Annotated in this window: 11 protein-coding genes, 3 tRNA genes and 1 pseudogene; 5 read left to right on the top strand and 10 right to left on the bottom strand. The window is 52.3% G+C overall.

Annotation, left to right across the window (positions count from 1 at the left end; translation table 11 throughout):
* Nucleotides 1-75 precede the first annotated feature (75 nt).
* Together OXG87_14440 and OXG87_14445 are read right to left on the bottom strand one after the other, a co-directional pair.
* On the bottom strand, nucleotides 76-453 hold the full coding sequence (locus OXG87_14440) for a PIN domain-containing protein (protein ID MCY3870751.1): 378 nt from the start codon (nucleotides 451-453) through the stop codon (nucleotides 76-78).
* Complete coding sequence (locus tag OXG87_14445) at nucleotides 443-688, bottom strand: type II toxin-antitoxin system Phd/YefM family antitoxin (GenBank protein MCY3870752.1); 246 nt, start codon at nucleotides 686-688, stop codon at nucleotides 443-445. The genes OXG87_14440 and OXG87_14445 overlap by 11 nt, the downstream gene beginning before the upstream one ends.
* Before the next feature lie 287 nt (nucleotides 689-975).
* Here OXG87_14445 and OXG87_14450 point away from each other — a divergent pair, with 287 nt between their 5' ends.
* Complete coding sequence (locus OXG87_14450; protein MCY3870753.1) at nucleotides 976-3,426, top strand: tetratricopeptide repeat protein; 2,451 nt, start codon at nucleotides 976-978, stop codon at nucleotides 3,424-3,426.
* Nucleotides 3,427-3,498: 72 nt separating this feature from the next.
* Here OXG87_14450 and OXG87_14455 read toward each other — a convergent pair whose 3' ends face one another.
* From OXG87_14455 to OXG87_14485, 7 genes and pseudogenes are all read right to left on the bottom strand, one after another.
* Nucleotides 3,499-4,680, bottom strand: coding sequence for a metal-dependent hydrolase (locus tag OXG87_14455; protein MCY3870754.1), 1,182 nt, complete (start codon nucleotides 4,678-4,680; stop codon nucleotides 3,499-3,501).
* Nucleotides 4,677-5,522 (bottom strand): hypothetical protein, encoded by an 846-nt coding sequence (locus OXG87_14460; GenBank protein ID MCY3870755.1) that lies wholly within the window; start codon nucleotides 5,520-5,522, stop codon nucleotides 4,677-4,679. The genes OXG87_14455 and OXG87_14460 overlap by 4 nt, the downstream gene beginning before the upstream one ends.
* A 311-nt stretch (nucleotides 5,523-5,833) precedes the next feature.
* Complete coding sequence (locus OXG87_14465) at nucleotides 5,834-7,444, bottom strand: dockerin type I domain-containing protein (protein ID MCY3870756.1); 1,611 nt, start codon at nucleotides 7,442-7,444, stop codon at nucleotides 5,834-5,836.
* Between the two features lies 1 nt (nucleotide 7,445).
* A complete protein-coding gene (locus OXG87_14470; protein MCY3870757.1) occupies nucleotides 7,446-8,252 on the bottom strand; it encodes a dihydroorotate dehydrogenase electron transfer subunit in 807 nt (268 codons plus the stop codon).
* A gap of 6 nt (nucleotides 8,253-8,258) precedes the next feature.
* A complete protein-coding gene (locus tag OXG87_14475; GenBank protein MCY3870758.1) occupies nucleotides 8,259-10,379 on the bottom strand; it encodes a TonB family protein in 2,121 nt (706 codons plus the stop codon).
* Between the two features lie 5 nt (nucleotides 10,380-10,384).
* Nucleotides 10,385-13,647: pseudogene (gene carB / locus OXG87_14480) on the bottom strand (carbamoyl-phosphate synthase large subunit).
* An 18-nt stretch (nucleotides 13,648-13,665) separates the two neighbouring features.
* Nucleotides 13,666-15,285 (bottom strand): NAD(P)H-hydrate dehydratase, encoded by a 1,620-nt coding sequence (locus tag OXG87_14485; GenBank protein MCY3870759.1) that lies wholly within the window; start codon nucleotides 15,283-15,285, stop codon nucleotides 13,666-13,668.
* A 194-nt stretch (nucleotides 15,286-15,479) separates the two neighbouring features.
* On the opposite strand from OXG87_14485, the gene OXG87_14490 reads away from it, so the two are divergent.
* From OXG87_14490 to OXG87_14505, 4 genes are all read left to right on the top strand, one after another.
* Nucleotides 15,480-15,567 (top strand) — tRNA-Ser (locus OXG87_14490).
* Between the two features lie 56 nt (nucleotides 15,568-15,623).
* A tRNA-Ser gene (locus tag OXG87_14495) sits at nucleotides 15,624-15,715 on the top strand.
* A 22-nt stretch (nucleotides 15,716-15,737) separates the two neighbouring features.
* Nucleotides 15,738-17,159, top strand: coding sequence for a glutamate--tRNA ligase (gene gltX / locus OXG87_14500; GenBank protein ID MCY3870760.1), 1,422 nt, complete (start codon nucleotides 15,738-15,740; stop codon nucleotides 17,157-17,159).
* A gap of 27 nt (nucleotides 17,160-17,186) precedes the next feature.
* Nucleotides 17,187-17,257: transfer RNA gene (locus tag OXG87_14505), tRNA-Gln, on the top strand.
* Nucleotides 17,258-17,358: 101 nt separating this feature from the next.
* Here the strand turns inward: OXG87_14505 and OXG87_14510 are convergent.
* The coding region (locus OXG87_14510; GenBank protein ID MCY3870761.1) for a leucine-rich repeat domain-containing protein at nucleotides 17,359-19,274 on the bottom strand (1,916 nt) is incomplete at its 5' end.

Below are 19,274 nucleotides of genomic sequence, written 5' to 3' on the forward strand. Positions count from 1 at the left end.
CTCTCATAGGAAAGCCCAACGGTTTAGAGGGAACCGTTGGGCTTTTTGTGTGGTTTTCTCTGGCTTCCGCCAGGGTCAAGGCCGAAAGATTTTTAGATTGAGTTCGTTGATCTGGCGGTAGTGTTTCCTATTCGCTGTGCAAAGTGTTACATGATTTTCAATAGCTGTTGCTGCAATTGTGGCATCGGCCAGATACAGTGCTGTCTTAAGGGTATATTCTTCCATATATACAGACGCTCTGTGTCCGATATTTTCAGTGAGGGGTAAGGTCTGAAAGGCGTGATCAGTGAGAAAATCCTTGATCGTTTTTAATTCCTGCCGATTTCTCGCACCCTGGATAAATTCCATATACGTAACAATTGATATCTGACGATCATCGATACTTTCAACGAGTTTTGCAGCCCCTTCATGACCTCTGAAAACCCATATCACAACATCGGTATCAAAAATCATTCAAGCGGCCTTTTCTCAAATTGCGGACGTAAGCATCGACATCTGCCATGTCTTTCCTGTCTCGCCACATCCCAAAAGCTTCATGGTCTTTTATAGATTTGTTTGTTCGCTGTTGGCTGGGAGAGAGGATGGCTTTTTCCTTGCCGCGATAAAAAATGGTGACCGATTCGTTGCGGTCAAGTGCGAGTAAGACATCTTTCATGCGTCGTCTCAGGTCGAGAATAGATGCTTTCATAATTCCTCCTTAAAGTGTACACATAATGTGTGCAATTGAAGATAAGATGTCAAGCGGTGAATTGGCTTCTGCGTTGTTAAGATCGTTAGTCGCTCTTAGATGATTCAGCATAGGAGGCATATGCTGATCGCACGATTTTCTTTATTGCGTACCCATATCCTACTGACAGCTAACGACTTATATCGCCCTTCACTTTTTGTCAACAATTTGGTTGACATTTTTTGGGGAAATATTATTTTGTCAACAGTTTTGTTGACAAAATTTAATGAATCACCGGGAGATGTGTAATGAATAAGTCCGATCGGCCGATCCGCAAGTTCAATCCGGGGACGTTTCAGTCCGATGAGGAGGTGATTGAGCAGTTTGCGGTGGGGAAACACGAACTCGATATGGTGCTTGGGGTGCTGCGCGGGAATATCGGTTCACCATCGTGTCAGCACGTTCTGGTGGTCGCGCCCCGGGGTCGGGGAAAGACTATGTTGCTCGCGCGCGTCTCGGCGGAGTTGAATGCTGACGAGGAACTCTTTAGATGTTTTTTGCCGGTTCGGTTTATGGAGGAGAGTCACGAGATATTCGATCTCGCGGATTTTTGGCTCGAGACGCTGTTCTATGTTGCGCGGGAGAGTGTCGGGCACGATTCCGCGCTCGCGCAGGCGTTGCGAGAGGCGCACGCCGATCTGACTGATCGATGGGACGAGGAGGCGCTCGAAGATCGCGCCCGTGACACTGTCCTGGATGCGGCGGACCGATTGGGTAGGAAACTCGTTCTTATGGTGGAAAACCTGCAGACACTCTGCGAAGATGTGGATGACGATTTTGGCTGGCAACTGCGCGGCGCGTTGGAGTCCGAGCCTCGGATTATGCTGCTCGCTACTGCGACGAGTCGCTTTGAGGGGCTGGAAGATGCAGAGGAACCGTTCTTCGAGTTGTTCCGAATCATCGATCTGGAACCGCTGGGTACTGAGGACTGTTGCCGTCTGTGGCAGGTGGTCAGCGGCGATGAGGTGACAGAGCGCGAGATCAGGCCACTCGAGATTCTGACTGGGGGCAATCCCCGCCTTCTGGTTATGGTCGCTGAGTTCGCACACCACCGGTCGTTGCGCCAGTTGATGGAAGAATTGGTGACGCTGATTGACGAGCATACCGAGTATTTTCGCAGTTATCTGGAGGCTTTGCCCAGGAGCGAACGCCGCGTGTATCTCGCGTTGATTGATTTTTGGCGACCATCGAGTACGAGCGAGATCGCGGCGCGGGCGCGTATGGGGGTTCGGTCCGTATCAACTATGCTCGGTCGGCTTGTCACCCGGGGTGCGGTTGTTGTGGAGGGGACTGGCAGGAAGCGTTTGTACGCGGCAGGAGAACCTCTCTATAGCATCTATTACAAGCTGCGGCGCGAGCGCGACGAGGCGATAGTTATGAGAAGTCTGATCCATTTTATGATGGCGTTCTACGGGATAGGCGAGTTGTACCAGATGTCGGGGCGGCTGAATCTGGGGGCGGCGATTATTCGCGAGGGTATTGAGCGTGCGCTCGTCGAACAACCGCACGTTGAGGACAGTTTTTTGCGCGTGGCAGGGTCGGCCATCGAATATATACCGGACAGGGCGACGGCAAATGCACCATTCTCGGCGGAACTGCGTTTAAAAGAGGAGATCCAATCGGCGCTCGATGAGAAAGAATTTGAACGGGTTATCGAGATTGGGGACCATTTTATCGCTTCTGGAGGCGTGGATGCATCTCTCATGCCGGAGTCTCTCGTTGCCTACATATTGCATATGAGGGCTATTGCTTGTGAGAAATTGGAAGATTTCCAGGAGGTGGTCGCGGTCTGCGACGAGATGGTTGAGCGTTTCGACGATGCAGGTGACCAGACACTTCTGGCGCGGATGGCTCGGGTATTGATCCACGGGGCAAGAGCGAGATATGAACTCGGAGAGTTGGATCTGACGGTGTCGGCTTATGAGGATGTGATTGAGCGTTTTGGCTCCAGTGATGCTCCCGATTTCCAGTTCCCGGTCGTTCTGGCGTTGTTAAAGCAGGGAGATTTGCAAGTTCAACAGGGGGAGTTGGACCTGGCGATGTCGGCTTATGAGGATGTGATCGCGCGTTTTGGGACCAGCGATGCGTCGGGAATTCAACTTATGGTCGCTCTGGCATTGTCTCAAAAGGGAGATTTACAAGCCCAACTGGGAGAGTTGGATTTGGCAGTATCTGCGTATGAGGATGTGATCGCGCGTTTTGATACCAGCGATGTGCCAGCGATCCAGGTTCTGGTCGCCTGGGCATTGTCCCAAAAGGGTATGATACAAATTAAGGTAGGGCGTATGAAAGAAGCTTTGCTCATAAGTGAAGAGCTTGAGGGAAGACTCGGTGCGTTGGCTGACGATGAGAAGGTGATGTTTGTATGGCGAGCAAGGTATGTCCAGGCTTTGGCACTGCTGCTAAGGAACAGACAACGGATGGCTATGGATGTGTTTCAGTCGGCGTATGCTGTGTTCTTACCTGACAACGAGACGATGATGTACGAGATGCTACAACTCGTGCCCGATTTGATCGCAAACGGTGCTCCTGAGCGCGATCTTGTCGGGATTCTTCTGTCCAGGGGCAAATCCGATGCGCTGGAACCTCTTATTGTTGCCTTGCGACAGCGTACCGGCGAGGTGGTTCGCGCGCCTGTGGAGGTTCTCGAGGTCGCGAGGGATATCAATAGGCGTATTGAGTTTTTCCGGAATGTATAAAAATATTAAAATACATTGAGACATAATCTGAATGCGTGATCTTGATGAGTATCAGAATCATTGTTTTGCGCATTATGTGTTTCCCAATATGCGAATGTATAATGTGCCGCTGAATCGCACATGTGCGCGTTTCAGTTTTTCGATTTCTTGCTTTTTTTCTGTAAGTTCTTGTTCCATCCGCCTCAATTCGAGATAGTGAATTGGCGGATAAGCCATTTTTGCGATTTCCAGTTTTTCACAAATTCTCAATATTTCTTCTGATAGATTTTTTTTGCGTTCTGATAAATTTTGAGGGACGGGCTGAAGCCGCGAGATATCTACTTTTTGGGTAAATTGAAATTTCAATGTCCGGAGGGTGACGGTGATGGTATTGGGGGTTTCACGCCCGGGGGAGAATGTTTCAGTTGCTTTGAGCTGTCCAGATGCAAAACTGTTTTCGGGGATTTGCTTTACCAGCTCTTCCCAGGTTTTGTTTTTCAATTGGAGCGTCTGAATTCTCACGGGGTGGTCCGTCTCGCGCACGCGCACTTTGTCCGGTAAGATGGCACCGTGTTCTCCGCACGTTTGAACCTGTCCGTTGTATATGATCCAGAACATGGCGGGCCTGGCATCGAGGATCACGCCTTCTCCGCGTATGTGCTCCCGCGTGTGTCGCCAGCGTCCTTCAAAGGCTAAGATGGTTTCTGTGTCGGCTTGTCGGTAATCTGCGTATGCAGCAGGGGGCGTGGCCATGAGGTATCTGAATGATTTCCAGATGCCTCCCATGTGCAATACGGGCAGGAATATCAGGAGCATACATACGAGTCCGATTAACAGGCAGCGTTCTCCCTTAGATCCGGTTTTGATTCTGTATTTTGCGCTGCCAGGGAAGACACAGACCGCTGAATAGGGATAAAATAGGGGTACGCCGCTTTTGGTGGCGCAATCGGCGACTATATGGCTCATGTAGCCCAGGAGCAAGGCCGCGTAACACGGGATTTGATAGATGAGCAGGGGCCAGATCATGACCGATAGGGCGAGGAGGCAGAGCAGCGAGTGTGTGATTGTGCGGTGTCCCCATTGTCTCTCGATGGGGATAGATGCAAACGGGAGCACGCGACCGATATAACTGTGCGGGGAATCTATATCCGGGAGCACGCTTCCTATGATGGCGCATGCGACAGCGGGGAGACTGCGGTGAAGGGGCAGGGAGAAGAACGAAAAGGATCCCGCTACGGTGAGCAGGCCAAATGCGATGTGTGTGGGTGCGGTCATCGTCTGAACCTGTACGTGAAGAATCGTATGCCTACGAGTATCGCGCTGCCAATACCGGCGAGGACATAGCCTTCCATACTGCCGATGCCGCGCATGAAGAATCGGGCTGCGACAACGACCAGCAGAAGCAACACCACAGCGAACGTAAGATCAATCTGGTTTCGGGCGCCTGTGTGAGATACATGTCGCACGGCAGATCGGGTCACGGCGGGTTCTTTGCGGAGTTTTTCGACGATTTCGATGATGGCGCGCGGGTTGCCAGCACTTTGTTGCAATATGGAGGTTTCGGTCATGCGGTAGTCTTCTATGTCGGCGCCGGCAGTACACTGCCAGATCAGGTGTTTTGCTTCGGAGGTGGATAAGGGTTCTATTTCTATGCGATCGAATTTCCAGAAGTGTTTTTCATACGTTTTTACAATTTCTCGCAGGGCGGCTATGATGATGTACTTGCGGTTGAGTTTGTCGATTAGTCGCCCGACGGAGGGGGTTATATCTGATAAGTCATCTATAATTAAGACGCATTCGTTTTTTGTCACTGCGTCGAGTACTATGTCTGTCCAGGCTTGAATGGTCTCGCGAGCGTGCCGTTTTTTGATTTTTTCAAAGTCCTCAATGTGCGGATAGAGTTTTCCGCTTTTGTGAAGTTCTTCTGCAATATTTATGAGGGCTTCTTTTATTGGGGATAGGGTTTTTACTTTGAGGACATGGTCTGCATCGACTTGCGCGAGGAGATGGCTTTTGCCTATGCCGACGGGACCGACTATCAGGGTGTCGATGCGTTTTGCCAAGTTTGTTTTTAACAGATGAAGTTTTTCTTTTCGTTCTACTGGCTGGTGTATCATGAGAAACGCCCTCCTGTATGGGTTGGAATTGAAACTTTGTGCTCTTCATATAATGCAAAAAGCGTGCCAAAATTTGCCAAAAATTCGTAAGTGCTTGCAGGAGAGCGTGTTTTTAGAAAATGCTGAAAAATGGGCCTGTGGGGAACTGTTTCAAATGAAACAGTTGGTGTGTCAAATGAAACAGTTGGGATAGGAATGAAACAGGGGGATTAGAGGGTACCGTCAGGGGTCTGCATCGCTATAATGACTCTGCCAGATACAAAAAGCCCGACCAGGTGGGGACAGGTGAGGTGCATTCAACAATATCTCGTTTAACGCAATTCACCAAAATGGGAAACAAAAATGAGAAAATCCAGAAAATCAACGGGGCCATCCCCGTTGAAATCCAATTTTGGATCGTAATTACTATCCGTGTGCAAAAGCTTAAAACCATTCCCAAAGCGCAGAAAGTCGGAAAATGCAACGCGCCCATCGCCATCGACATCACATACGAGATCCGTCGCCATGCTTCCGCCCGTTGACAGCGTGTAATTCACGCGCCGCCTTTCTCCCGAAAGCGATGTTTCCATCACAATAAATACTACCTCGTCAAAACGGTTGGCTCCTGGAATTATCACCGTTGTCCCGCGTGGGTACAATAGTTCGACACCGGACGGAGAGATTAGCATAACCAGCAACGTCCAGTCCCCCTGGTCATCCAGCGAAAACACCCCTCGAAGCCCGCCAAAGATATTTGAAGTATCTACGCGCAAATATGTCGTCCCCAAATGATCAACCGTTTCAGACCCTTCAAAAGAACCACCTGTGCCGAGGGGTATATTGGCATGCTTTATCGAGGGCAAATCGCGCGCTTCAACATAATACCCGGGGCGGGCACGCTCATCCGTCAAATAATTCCACGCGGCAAACCGCGGCATCACCTGGGCAAATTCGCCCAGAGGCATTCCATCATCAATAAGCGACAAACTGTATTTGCTCGAATCGCGTTTTTTGAGCAACTCCCAAACGCCTTTGATCACATCCGCTCCATAAACCTGCTCGACGTGATGGGCAAAAATCGACGCGCCGAAAGGATGGCGACTTCCAGAATCTTTGTCCAATGACGCTTCGGGATCGTCGTAGAAACACGAATAATAGCTCGGGCAACTCATGTACTGATAAAAATCATTTACTTCGGGATAGGCTACATCCTCCATCCAGGTCGCCGTGGCTTCCTGCCACCACGCAGCGGCAAAATCGGCATAATACCCAAATTGAATCGCGTGAAAAAACTCGTGTGCAGCCGTCACGCGCAAACCATCCAATCCGCGTGACTCGTAAATATTCTCTGCATAATTATTGTCAATTTCTATATAACTCGGCGTTGTCAACTCTCTAGGTACAATCGGCCAAGCATAGCCATAAGCCCGCAGAAAGGCGAGATTTTTAATATACACATCGTAAACACCATCGCCATCGGATGGAGGGGGATTATAGCCCAGTTGATTGATCTCCAAATCCCAAACATCCTCAAAAACCCGCGCGGCCTCATCGACATAATCCGGTACACCATTGGCGTCTGTATCGGTTGGAGCAACGGCGTGTATCCCCACCGTATCGTAGTGAATTTTGAAATGCCCCCCCGAAGACAGAATTGAATGACTCAGAATAGGGCGCTGCTGGAGAAACGCAAATGCCTCCTTGGCTGCGGGAGGCAAACGATCCCAATTCGCGGTTAAACCCCTTATTGCCGATGTCCCACAAATCGCCCTATCCAGTCGAAACTCGCTATCAGCGGGCAGAACTTCGGGGAAAAAATGGGCACACGCACGACAGTAAATATCGTGCAATTCAGTCCCGGGTATAAAAATGGGCGGGACTTGTGCATGCGCGGATTTACCCGCGAATAAAATAATCGCCAACAAAACAGCACGTCTCCCCATCTCAGTCCCCCCAGACAATTTCGTGGGCGTTGATGACGGGTCCTTCGAGGCAGACGCAGCGATAGCGGCGGTCTTCGGTGGGATATGTTTTGTATTCGACTACGCATCCGACACAGGCGCCAAAACCGCAGGCCATGTGGTTTTCGAGGGAGGCATAGCAGGGGGCGTTTAATTCGGCGGCGATGTGGGCTACGCGCGCCATCATGGGATGGGGACCACAGGTGAGGATGGTGGTGTGGTTTGGAAGGGTGTGTTCGGCAATGAGTTCTGTGACAAATCCGCGGTGTCCTATGCTGCCGTCATCGGTGGCGATGTGGATGGGTAGGTCGGTGGGTAAGAGTGCGGACATGTCGGGCAGGCGCGCGGTATTTGCCGCGCCCATGAGGTAGATCATGTCGGGACGGCGGTCGGGGTGTTCCCAGGCCAAAAATGCGAGGGGGACGAGGCCGACGCCGCCTGCGACGAGGAGGATGCGTTTGGTTTTTGGGGGGGCAAAAGGGTTGCCCAGTGGGCCGCTGACGTCAAATGGGTCGCCGCATTGGGCAGAGGATAGACGTTCGGTGCCGGGTCCGATGACGTCGTAGATGAGGTCGAGCCATCCAGCTTCGCGGTCTGCGCGCAATACGCTGAAGGGACGGCGAAGATAGGGGGATAGGCCCGGGTCAGTCAGGATTTGCAGGAATTGCGCCGGGCGAGAGGCGGTTGCGAGCCGGGGCGCGTGCAGGCGCATGAGATATACGCCCTGTGCAATGGGTTCGTTTTTTTGTACGACGGCAGTTTCGGAGATGAAGTTCGGGATTTCGGGCATTGTTGCTTACTCTGGCGGTTCAAAGTAGATGGTTATATCTATCCACATGTCGCGCGGTGCGTCTTCGTGTATGCCGGGTTCAAAGGTGTATTGTTTTGCTGCTTCTACTGCGGCACTGTGAAAGCGTTCGGGTCCCGAGGTTACGTGGACTTCGCCTACGCTGCCGTTTTTTAAGATGAGCAAGCGCAAGAAGACCGTGACGGGTTTGCCTTCGGCTCTGGCTTCTTCGGGGTATTCGGGTTCAACTTCTTCTATGACCTGAGGCTCTTCATCGGCATCTACGGCTTCCATGATACCGCCTCCGATAATGACATCGGGTTTGAAGGCGGGTTTTGGAGGGGGTGTTTTTTGCGTTCTGAGCTTTGAGATATCAGGCGGGGTAGCCGTTGTATCCGGTGGTGCATCCGTTGTATCAGTTCGCGTTGTGTCGGGTTGCGTATCAGATGGTTGCGTTTGGGTGGTGTCTGCAGGCTCAGGCGGGGGGTCGAGGAATTTGCCCTTGAGTTTGTCGGTTGCAATTTTGCCGTATTGTGTGAGGGGGTATCGCTCCTGCACTTGTTCGTAAATGGTTTTTGCCTGTTCGCGCTGGTCCAGGTCATTTTCGTAGGTCCAGGCAAGGGCAAAAAGTGACTTTGGGGCAAAGAGGCTGTTGGGATATTCGTCGGCTATTTGTCGATAGATGGGTAAGATATCCCGTGCTGGTGTGCCTTCTGCGATGAGGTTTTCAGCTTCGAGAAATCGCGTTTCTGCCAGGTCATCGTCGGTGTGTTTTTGATTGAGGCGCGTCCTGGCTTCAACGGCATAAGGTGTGTTGGGATATTGGTCGAGAAGTAGTTGGAAGTGTTCGCGCGCTGCGGTTTCATTTTTCAGGCTGTCGGCATAAATAAGTCCGATGGCATAACGCACTTTGGGTGCCAGGTCAGTCGTGTCGGTCAGGCTCAATACGCGCTGGTAAATACTCAGGGCTGAATCGGGTTCGCCGAGATTAAAGAGGTATAGTTCGGCGAGGTCAAAAAGCGGTCCCAGTGCTTTTTGCGGGTCTTCGACTTTCTCGGCTTGTTTGGTATAGCGTTCGAGTGCTACGAGATCTTTTTGCCGTTGTAAAGCCAGTTTGCCCTCATCTGAACTTCGGTCTTCGCGGACGGCTTTTTCGAATAGTTCTTTGGCTTTTTCCAGGTTTCTACGCGATTTTTGTTCGATGAGCCCCAGGCGATAAAAAGCTTCTGCGCTGTATTCGCTACGGGGGTATTTTTTCCCGACGTCGCTGTAGATTTCTTCCGCGGTTTCAGTCTGATCTTTCAACCGGTATATATGCGCCTGTTTGAGGCGTATTTCGGCTTCGTATATGCGAAGCCGTTTGATTTTTAATATTTTTTGGTATGTGTCCAGCGCCCCGTCGTATTTTTGCTGGCGCTCGAGGGTTTCGCCAATTTTGACGCGGGTTTCAAAATTTGTCCTGGTATCGGGTTTTGATTTTAGCACGTTTTCGTAGGCTTCAAGTGCTTCGTCGTATCGGTTCAATTCGAGGAGGTTGTTGCCCACGCCTTGCCAGGCGCGCGCGCGCAATTTGTGCTTTTTGTCGAGTGTTTCGAGCAGTGTTTTATAGGATATGATCGCGTCTTCTCTGTTGCCCTGTGCAGCTTCCATTTCCGCGAGTGCCAGATTTGCCAGGCCGTATAACTCGGGATCGGTTTCTTTCTCAAAAAGAGAAAATGTAGTCCGCGCTTCATTGGTGCGATCCATTGCCCAGAGTGCGAGGCCCTGCCAGTAGCGCGTTTCGGGGATTAGTTCGCTTTCTGGGAAGAGTTTTTGCAGTTCTTGAAATTTGGTGAGTGCTTCGGTGTAATCTTCGCGCCAATAAGACGCTTTGCCGATGAGTAGCAAGCTGTTGTCGAACCATTTGCTATCGGGAAAGTATTTGAGCACGATGGACGCTTTGAGTATGGCCCGCTGGTAGAGCGCGTTATAGGTCGCAGGTGTTATTCGGCTGCCGGGGGTTTGGGATTCGAGGCGCTTTTGCTCGGCTATACTGTACTGTTGTTTGGCGTTGTAAAAGGTGTTGTAATACACGCTTTTGCAAGCCAGACAGAGGATGCAGAGGGATGTGATGTAGATGAGACGAGACATGGGATTTAAGAAGTGTGAAAGTCCTGGAGTGAACGAATGCGAATTGTGCTGTTGTTTTTGAGCGATTGGATGCCAGCAACAGCGGCGGCGGCTCCCGATAAGGTGGTTGTGTAGGGCAGGCCGTATTGTATGGCTGCTTTGCGTATTTCAGGGTCGGCGGCCTGAGATTGTTCTCCTGCGGGTGTGTTGATCATGAGAGATATTTCGCCGTTTTTGATGGCGTCGAGTATGTTTGGGCGCCCTTCTTGAATTTTGAAGATCCGATTACAGGCGATGTTGTGGCTTTTGAGAAAGGCGCAGGTTCCCCCTGTGGCAATGAGGCGAAAGTCCATGTCGGATAGTTGTTGGGCAATCGGTACAAGTCCTTCTTTGTCGCGGTCGTTGACGCTTAAAAATACGGTTCCCTCCTGGGGCAAGCGCACACCTGCGCCGAGTTGCGCTTTTTGGAAGCTGAGGCCAAAGTCGGTGTCTATGCCCATGACTTCGCCGGTGGATTTCATTTCGGGACCGAGGACGGTGTCAACACCGGGAAATTTGTTGAAGGGCAAGACGGCTTCTTTGACGGCGATGTGATTGATGGGGACTTCCCGGGTAAAGCCCTGTTCTACAAGTGTGCGCCCGACCATTGCGCGGGCAGCGACTTTGGCCAGGGGCACGCCAATGGCTTTGCTGACAAAGGGCACTGTGCGCGATGCCCTGGGGTTGACTTCTATAATAAATACGTCTTCGCCTTGAATGGCAAACTGAATGTTCATGAGGCCGACGACATTGAGTGCTCTGGCCAGGGCGTGTGTGTGGCGGCGCAGTTCGTCGAGGTTGGCGCTGGAGATCTGATAAGGGGGCAAGACGCAGGCGCTGTCGCCAGAGTGTACGCCCGCGCTTTCGATGTGTTGCATGATGCCGCCAATGACGACTGCCGTTGGATCTGCTACGGCATCGACGTCAAATTCGTGTGCGTCTTCTAAGAACCGATCGATGAGGATGGGGCGCTCTGGAGAGGCTTCTATGGCATTGCGCATATAGGCGATGAGGGCTTCGCGGTCATATACGATCGCCATTGCGCGGCCCCCGAGGACGTAAGAGGGGCGCACGAGGACCGGATATCCGATTTGTTCGGCTATGGCGATTGCTTCGTCGGTGCTTATTGCGGTGCCGTTTTCGGGTTGTCGTATGTCCAGTTCTTTGATGAGTGCGCCAAAGCGCTTGCGGTCTTCGGCAAGGTCAATGGCGTCGGGCGATGTGCCGGCGATGTTGAGGCCCCCGCGTTCGAGGTCGCGCGCGAGGTTGAGCGGTGTTTGTCCGCCGAATTGAACGATGACGCCGTCGGGTTGTTCAACATCGGCTATGCTGAGTACGTCTTCAGCGGTGAGCGGTTCAAAGTAGAGTTTGTCGGATGTGTCGTAGTCGGTGGAGACGGTTTCGGGGTTGGAGTTGACCATGATGGTCTCAAAGCCGTCTTCTTTGAGGGCATAGGAGGCGTGGCAACAACAATAGTCGAATTCGATGCCCTGTCCAATGCGATTGGGACCGCCGCCCAGGATCATGATTTTTTGGCGATCGGATCGGATGGCTTCGTTGTCTGTCTCATAGGTCGAGTAGTGATACGGCGTGTAGGCTTCAAATTCGGCCGCGCATGTATCTACGGTTTTGAAAACGGGCGCGACGCCGAGTTCTTTGCGCAGGGCGCGAACAGCCCATTCGTCACTTTGCCACAGGTGTGCCAGTTGGCGGTCGGAAAAGCCGTATCGTTTGGCTTTGAGCAGGTCTGCGCGAGAGATACGCGATTTTAAGTCGTTGAGGGTGTGCTGTTTTGTCATGGTTAGTCCATCAGGGCGGCGAGTTCTTTTTCGACTTCGACGAGTTGTCGCATGTTGTCGAGAAACCAGGGATCAATTTTGGTGGCGTCAAAAATTTCCTGTACGGATAGTCCAGCGTCATAAGCCGTTTTGAGATAGGCTAATCGCTGCGAGTTGGGTTCGCGCAGGCCGCGTTCGAGGGCTTCGCGCGAGAGGGTGTTGGGGTGGATGTCTTTGCCGTCGGCACCAAATCCCGCGCGGCCGATTTCGAGAGAGCGCAAGCCTTTTTGCAGTGCTTCTTTAAACGTCCGACCTATGGCCATGGTTTCACCTACGGATTTCATTTGTGTGCCCAACAGATCAGCGGTTTGGGGAAATTTTTCAAATGTCCAGCGCGGGATTTTGATGACGCAATAGTCGATGGTGGGTTCAAATGAGGCGGGTGTTTCGCGCGTGATGTCGTTTTGTATTTCGTCGAGGGTGTATCCAATGGCGAGTTTGGCGGCTATTTTGGCGATGGGGAAGCCCGTGGCTTTTGAGGCGAGCGCAGAGCTGCGGGAGACGCGGGGGTTCATTTCTATGACGACGCGCCGGCCCGTGTTGGGATCTACTGCAAATTGGATGTTGGAGCCGCCGGTTTCCACGCCGATTTCTCGGATGCAGGCGATGGCATCGTCGCGCATTTCCTGATATTCTTTGTCGGTGAGGGTTTGCGCGGGTGCCACGGTGATGGAGTCGCCCGTGTGTACGCCCATGGGATCGAAGTTTTCTATAGAGCAGATGATGACGACGTTGTCGTTTTGGTCGCGCATGACTTCGAGTTCGAATTCTTTCCAGCCGATGATGGATTCTTCTACGAGAATCTCAGAGGTGGGCGATAGGCTGAGGCCGTGTGCAGCAGCGTGTCTGAATTCTTCGATGTTGTACGCGGTGCCAGCGCCTGTGCCGCCCAGGGTGTAGGATGGGCGGATGATGGCGGGAAATCCGATTTCAGCCGTGATGTCGAGTGCTTCTTTGAGGGTGTAGGCAAATCGGCCTTTGGGAAAGTCGAGGCCGATTTTGTCCATGGCTTTTTGAAAGGCTTCTCGGTTTTCGGCTTTTTCAATGGCGTGTGGTTTTGCGCCGATCATTTCGACGTTGAATTTTTCGAGTGTCCCCTGTTCGTGCAGGGCCATGGCGGTGTTGAGGCCCGTTTGCCCGCCCAGGGTTGGGAGGAGGGCATCCGGGTGTTCTTTTTCGATGATGGCTGCGCATACTTCGGGTGTGACGGGTTCGACATAAGTCTTATCAGCCATTTCGGGGTCGGTCATGATGGTGGCGGGGTTGCTGTTGACCAGTACGACTTCGTATCCCTCTTCTTTGAGGGCTTTGCAGGCTTGTGTGCCCGAGTAGTCAAATTCACAGGCTTGTCCTATGACGATGGGACCAGAGCCGATGAGCATTATTTTTTTGAGGTCGGTTCGTTTGGGCATTGGGTACAGGGTCCAGAATCAGGTGGTGAGGTATAGATCAAGACAGTCCGCACTATCTCGTATTTGGTGTATGGCGGCGGCAAAGTTTTCGATGATGTCACTGGCGATGAGGCTTATTTGTCCTGTTTTTTTAACTGCGATGTCAGCGGCGAGACCGTGGAGATAGACGGCTGTGCAGGCGGCGTCTGATGGATTGAGTCCCTGACCGATGAGTGCGGCTAATAGGCCCGTGAGTACGTCTCCTGTGCCGCCGGTTGCCATTCCCGGGTTGCCTGTTGGGTTGATGTGTATTTCGCCTTCTGGCGTTGCGACGATGGTCGGTGCGCCTTTCAGGACTGTGGTGGCTCCGATGTCGGAGGCAAATTCCAGAGCGCGTGCTATGGGGTCGCGCTGTATTTCGGCGATGCTGCACCCGGTCAGGCGCGCAAATTCCCCGATGTGCGGGGTGAGTACCAGGGGTGTCTCGCAGGCGCGGATTGCATTGAGGTCGCTGGCGAGGGCGTTGAGTGCGTCGGCGTCAATGACTGCGGGGCAATCCAGGTCGCGCACGAGGCGGCGGATGAGTTCGACGGTTTCTCGATGGGTGCCTAAGCCTGGACCAATGGCTATGCTGTCGGCTGTGCGACACGCGCGTTGTATTTCACCCCGGGCGCGCAGGGATAAGCATCTGACTTTTTTGACTTCGGGTAGCGGGTGGGTCATTGCTTCGGTGACTTTGATTTCGAGTATGTCGTTGAGGCTTTTGGGTACGCCGAGTGTGACGAGGCCCGCGCCTCCTTTGAGTGCCGCGTTTGCAGCGAGTGCCGCCGCGCCTGTGAGTCCCACGGATCCGGCGAGGATATATACTCTGCCGCAGTCTCCTTTGTGGGCGTCGGGTTCCCGGCGGGGGAGCAGGCGAGCACAGCGGCGGTTGTCTATCAGGTAGGTGCTGATGTGTTCGCTCTCAATTGCCGAGGGGGGGATTCCGATGTCGATGAGGTGCAGTTTGCCGCATTGGGCGCGTCCGGGATAGAAGAAGTGTCCCATGCGGGGCAGTGCAAATGTGACTGTGCATGTTGCGGTTGCACAGGGTCCTTCGATTTGGCCCGTGTCGGCGTTGAGTCCAGAGGGTATATCCACGGCAACTATGGGGCATTTGGCGCGGGCGAGGGCTTCTATAAGGTCGGCGTATATGCCGCGGGGAGGTCCCTGGATACCCGTGCCCAGGAGCGCGTCAACGGCGATGTCGGCATTGGTCAGTGCGTTTTGTACTGTTGCGATATGATCAACTGGCTGCACGATGTCCGGGGGCAGTCGGTCGAGGTTGATTTTTGCATCGCCTGTTATTTCCCGGGCGGATGTGGCTGTGAATACCTGGACTTTTGCACCGCTTTGGGCCGCTTGTCTGGCGATGACAAAGCCGTCGCCGCCGTTGTTGCCTTTGCCACAGAGGATGACGATGTGCCGGTTTTGGCGTTCGCCCAACAGGTTTTCTACTGCCCGGGTTACACCCTGGCCTGCGGCTTCCATGAGTTCTATACCCGGCACACCACTGTCAATTGCCCGACGGTCAATAGATGCCATCTGGGAGCCGGTGATGAGCGCAATCATAGGGGAGGGTGCGAGGTCAGGCGCGCGGTGTGAGATTTTCTGGGTCATGTTGCAGTTTTGTGCCTAAAAATACAGGAAGGGCACGGGCAACGCAAACCCTTTTTTGGTGGTTGTAAGGATCGGAGATTATTGGGTGTTCGATTGATAAATAGAAGAAAAACAAAGTGTAATTGTAGTCAAGTTGATTTGATACAAACCGCTTGACACAGATGGGGCGCTTATCTATACTTTTCGGATGGTGTGGTGGGGTGCGAGAGCGGTCGAATCGGGCGGTCTTGAAAACCGTTGACCCTCGCGGGTCCGTGGGTTCGAATCCCACCCCCACCGCCATTTATCTTGCATTTATACAGGTCCTTTGTTACTTTTGGCTGTTCGTTTTTGTTCGCGGAGAGGTGCTGGAGTGGCCGAACAGGGCAGATTGCTAATCTGTTGTAGGGGGTTGCCTCTACCGAGGGTTCGAATCCCTCCCTCTCCGCCATATATTCACAGGTCGATTTTCGATGTCGGATACGGTTTTGCGTTTTGCGCCGTCTCCCACAGGTGGGTTTCACGTGGGGAATGCGCGAACGGCAATTTTTAATCATCTTTACGCGAAGCACGACCAGGCAAAGTTGTTGTTGCGCGTGGAAGATACGGATCGAGAGCGTTTTACAGAGTCGTCTCTTCAGACGATTCTGGACGGTTTGAACTGGCTCGGTGTTGATTTTGACGCCGAGCCAGTGTTTCAGTCGCATAATGCCGAGGCGCATAAGCAAGCAGCCGAGCGTCTGGTGGAGACGGGTCATGCGTATTACGGCTATGAGACTGCCGAAGAGCTTGACGCGATGCGCCGGCAGGCGCAGGTCGAGAAGCGGCGCGTGCGCTACAATCGGGATTTGACGCCGGAACAGCAGGCGGCTTTTGAGGCCGAGGGGCGGCCAAAGGTTGTGCGGTTTAAGGTGCCTGCGGGTGAGACGGTCTGGCACGATCACATTCGGGGTGTGCAGCGGTGGGATAATGCCGAGGTTGAGGATTTTGTTTTGTTGCGGCCCGATGGTTCGCCTGTTTACAATCTCGCGGTGGTGGTGGATGATCACAATATGGGTGTGAATATGGTGTTGCGGTCTGCGGACCATTTGTCAAATACGCCGAAGCAGATTATGCTGTTTGAGGCGCTTTCGTGGATGGTGCCGGAGTATGGGCATTCGACGCTGATTCTGGGTCCCGATGGCAGCAAGTTGTCAAAGCGCCATGGGGCGACGACGATTTCGGAGTATCAGGAGCGGGGTTTTTTGCCGGATGCGATGTTCAATTATCTCGCGCTGTTGGGATGGGCTCCCGGAGATGAGCGCGAGGTGTTTGCGCGTGATGAGTTGACCGGGGCGTTTTCTGTTGCGGGGTTGCTCAAGCGAGATGCGATTTTCGATGAGAAGAAGCTGGTCTGGCTCAATGGCGAGCATATGCGTCTTCGTCCGGTGGATGCGGTTCTGGATGATGCTGTTCCGATTTGGGTTGCTGAGGGGTGGCTTACGGAGGCAGAGGCTTCTGAACGGCGGGGTGAGTTGTTGAGGATTGCAGAGTTGTTGCAGCCGCGGTTGCATACACTTGAGGATTTGAAGCATACGGGTTATTTTTTTGTGGATCCAGAGGTGTATGATGCAAAGACGGCTAAGAAGAACTGGAAGACGGATACGCCCGAGCGCGTTGCGTTGATGATTGAGCGTTTGGAGGGTTTGGATTCGTTCGGTGAGGGCGATATTGAGGGTGTGACGCGCACACTATCTGGTGAATTGGGGATTTCGGCTTCGAGGCTGATTCATCCGACGCGTCTCGCGCTTTGCGGCGTTGGGTTTGGGCCGGGGTTGTTTGAACTGATGGCTGTGCTCGGACGGGAGACGTGTATTCGCAGGCTGAAAAAGGCGCTGGAGGTTTTGGGTTCATAATACCCTGAAACGCTGATTATATATTTTTGCCCCCTCGTCTAATGGCAAGACATGCGGCTCTGGACCGTAGAATCGGGGTTCGAATCCCTGGGGGGCAACCCAAAAATAAAAAAGCCCGTCAATCATCACCGATTGACGGGCTTTTGTTTAGCTGAATAGCGGAGTCGGGCTAACGGTTTGTAATCCGTCCGAGCGCGTCTTATTCCGAGCAAGTTGGGCCATTGGCGTCTTCAATGTCCTGAAGCCAGGCCTGAAAGGCTGCATCAAGCGGCGCACATAGGCCACTTTCACTCCAAAAGTGAAATATCTGTAGCTTCGTCAGCATTGTCAGACTCTGAGGTAGCGAACCAGTCAACTGATTGCCGCCAAGCCACAGTTCTGTGAGGTTTGTCAGGTTGGCCAATTCGGATGGTATCTGTCCAGTCAATTGAGTACCGTTAAGATCCAGTCTCTCAAGGTTTGTCAGGTTGGCCAATTCGGATGGTATCTCTCCACTCAACTGATTGCCCCAGAGATTCAGTTCAGTGAGATTTGTCAGGTTGCCTAATTCCGTTGGGATCTCCCCACTTAATTGATTGCCGTGAAGTCCCAAGAAAGTGAGATTTGTTAGGTTACTCAATTCTGTTGGGATCTGTCCACTCAATGCATTTTCGCCAAGATCCAAACCCCCAAGGTTCGTCAGGTTGGCCAATTCGGATGGTATCTCTCCACTCAACTGATTATACCAAAGGCCCAGATACCCAAGGTTCGTCAGGTTGCCCAACTCTGCTGGAATAGAGCCAGTCAACTGATTCTCGTTAAAACTCAGGTAAGTAAGATTGGTCAGGTTGCCTAATTCCGTTGGGATCCGCCCACTCAAAAACTTATTGTGGCCAAACTCCAGATGCCCAATGTTCGTCAAGTCGCCCAATTCTGTTGGAATCTCTCCAGTCAGATTGTTCTCTCCCAGATTCAATGCTGTCACCGAGCCATCAGAAACGCCGACGCCATACCATGTGGAGATGTCGTTGTCGGTGAGCCAATTATCGTTATTTGTCCAATTATCTCCACCCGTTGCGTTATACAGTGCTACCAATGCCTCGCGCTGGCCTGGTGGGGGTGGTGGGGCGCAAGTTGGGCCACCAGCGTCTTCAATGCCCTGAAGCCATGTCTGAAAGGCCGCATCAGATGGCGCACATAGTCCCTCATTATTCCAAAACTGCAATCTCCTCATTCCTGTCAGCCCGGTCAGGGTTTGAGGCAGTTCACCGCTCAACTGATTATCGTTAAAATCCAGTTCCTCAAGGTTGGTTAAGTTGCTCAATTCCGGAGGAACTTCTCCTGTCAGATTATTATTCCACATGTACAGGGCCGTAACCGAACCGTCAGAAACATCAACGGCATACCATGTGGAGATGTCGTTGTCGGTGAGCCAATTGGTGTTATTTGTCCAATTGGGTCCATCTGTTGCATTATACAGTGCGACCAGTGCCTCGCGCTGGCCTGGTAGAGCACAAGTTGGGCCATCGTGATCTTCAATACCCTGAAGCCAGGCCTGAAAGGCCGCATCAGACGGCGCACATAATCCTCCACCTCCAAAGTTAAATCTCTCCAGCTTTGTTAGCATCGTCAGGCTCTGAGGCAGCGCACCACTCAATTTGTTTCCAACAAGTTCCATTACCTCAAGGTTGGACAAGTTCCCCAGTTCTACGGGAACTGAACCACTCAACTCATTACCGAAAAGTTTTAGTGATCTGAGGCTGTTCAGGTTACCCAATTCTGCAGGGATTTCCCCAGTCAACTGATTCCTGTAAAGAGTGAGTTCCTCAAGGTTGGAAAGATTGCCCAATTCTGTTGGAATTGAACCACTGAATTGATTAGTGTGAAGATTCAGGCGAGTGAGGTTGGACAGGTTGCTTAATTCCGTTGGGATCTCACCGCTTAACTGATTATTCCAAATATTCAGTGCATTAAGGTTGGCCAGGTTCCCTAATTCCGCAGGGATCGCACCGCTCAACTGATTATCATGAAGATTCATTTCCTCCAGGTTTGTCAGGTTACCCAATTCTGTTGGGATCTCCCCACTCAACGCATTGTTGTTAAGAGCCAGGTGCTTGAGATTGGTGAGGTTACCCA

This window comes from Gemmatimonadota bacterium, from assembly GCA_026706845.1.
Taxonomy (GTDB): domain Bacteria; phylum Latescibacterota; class UBA2968; order UBA2968; family UBA2968; genus VXRD01.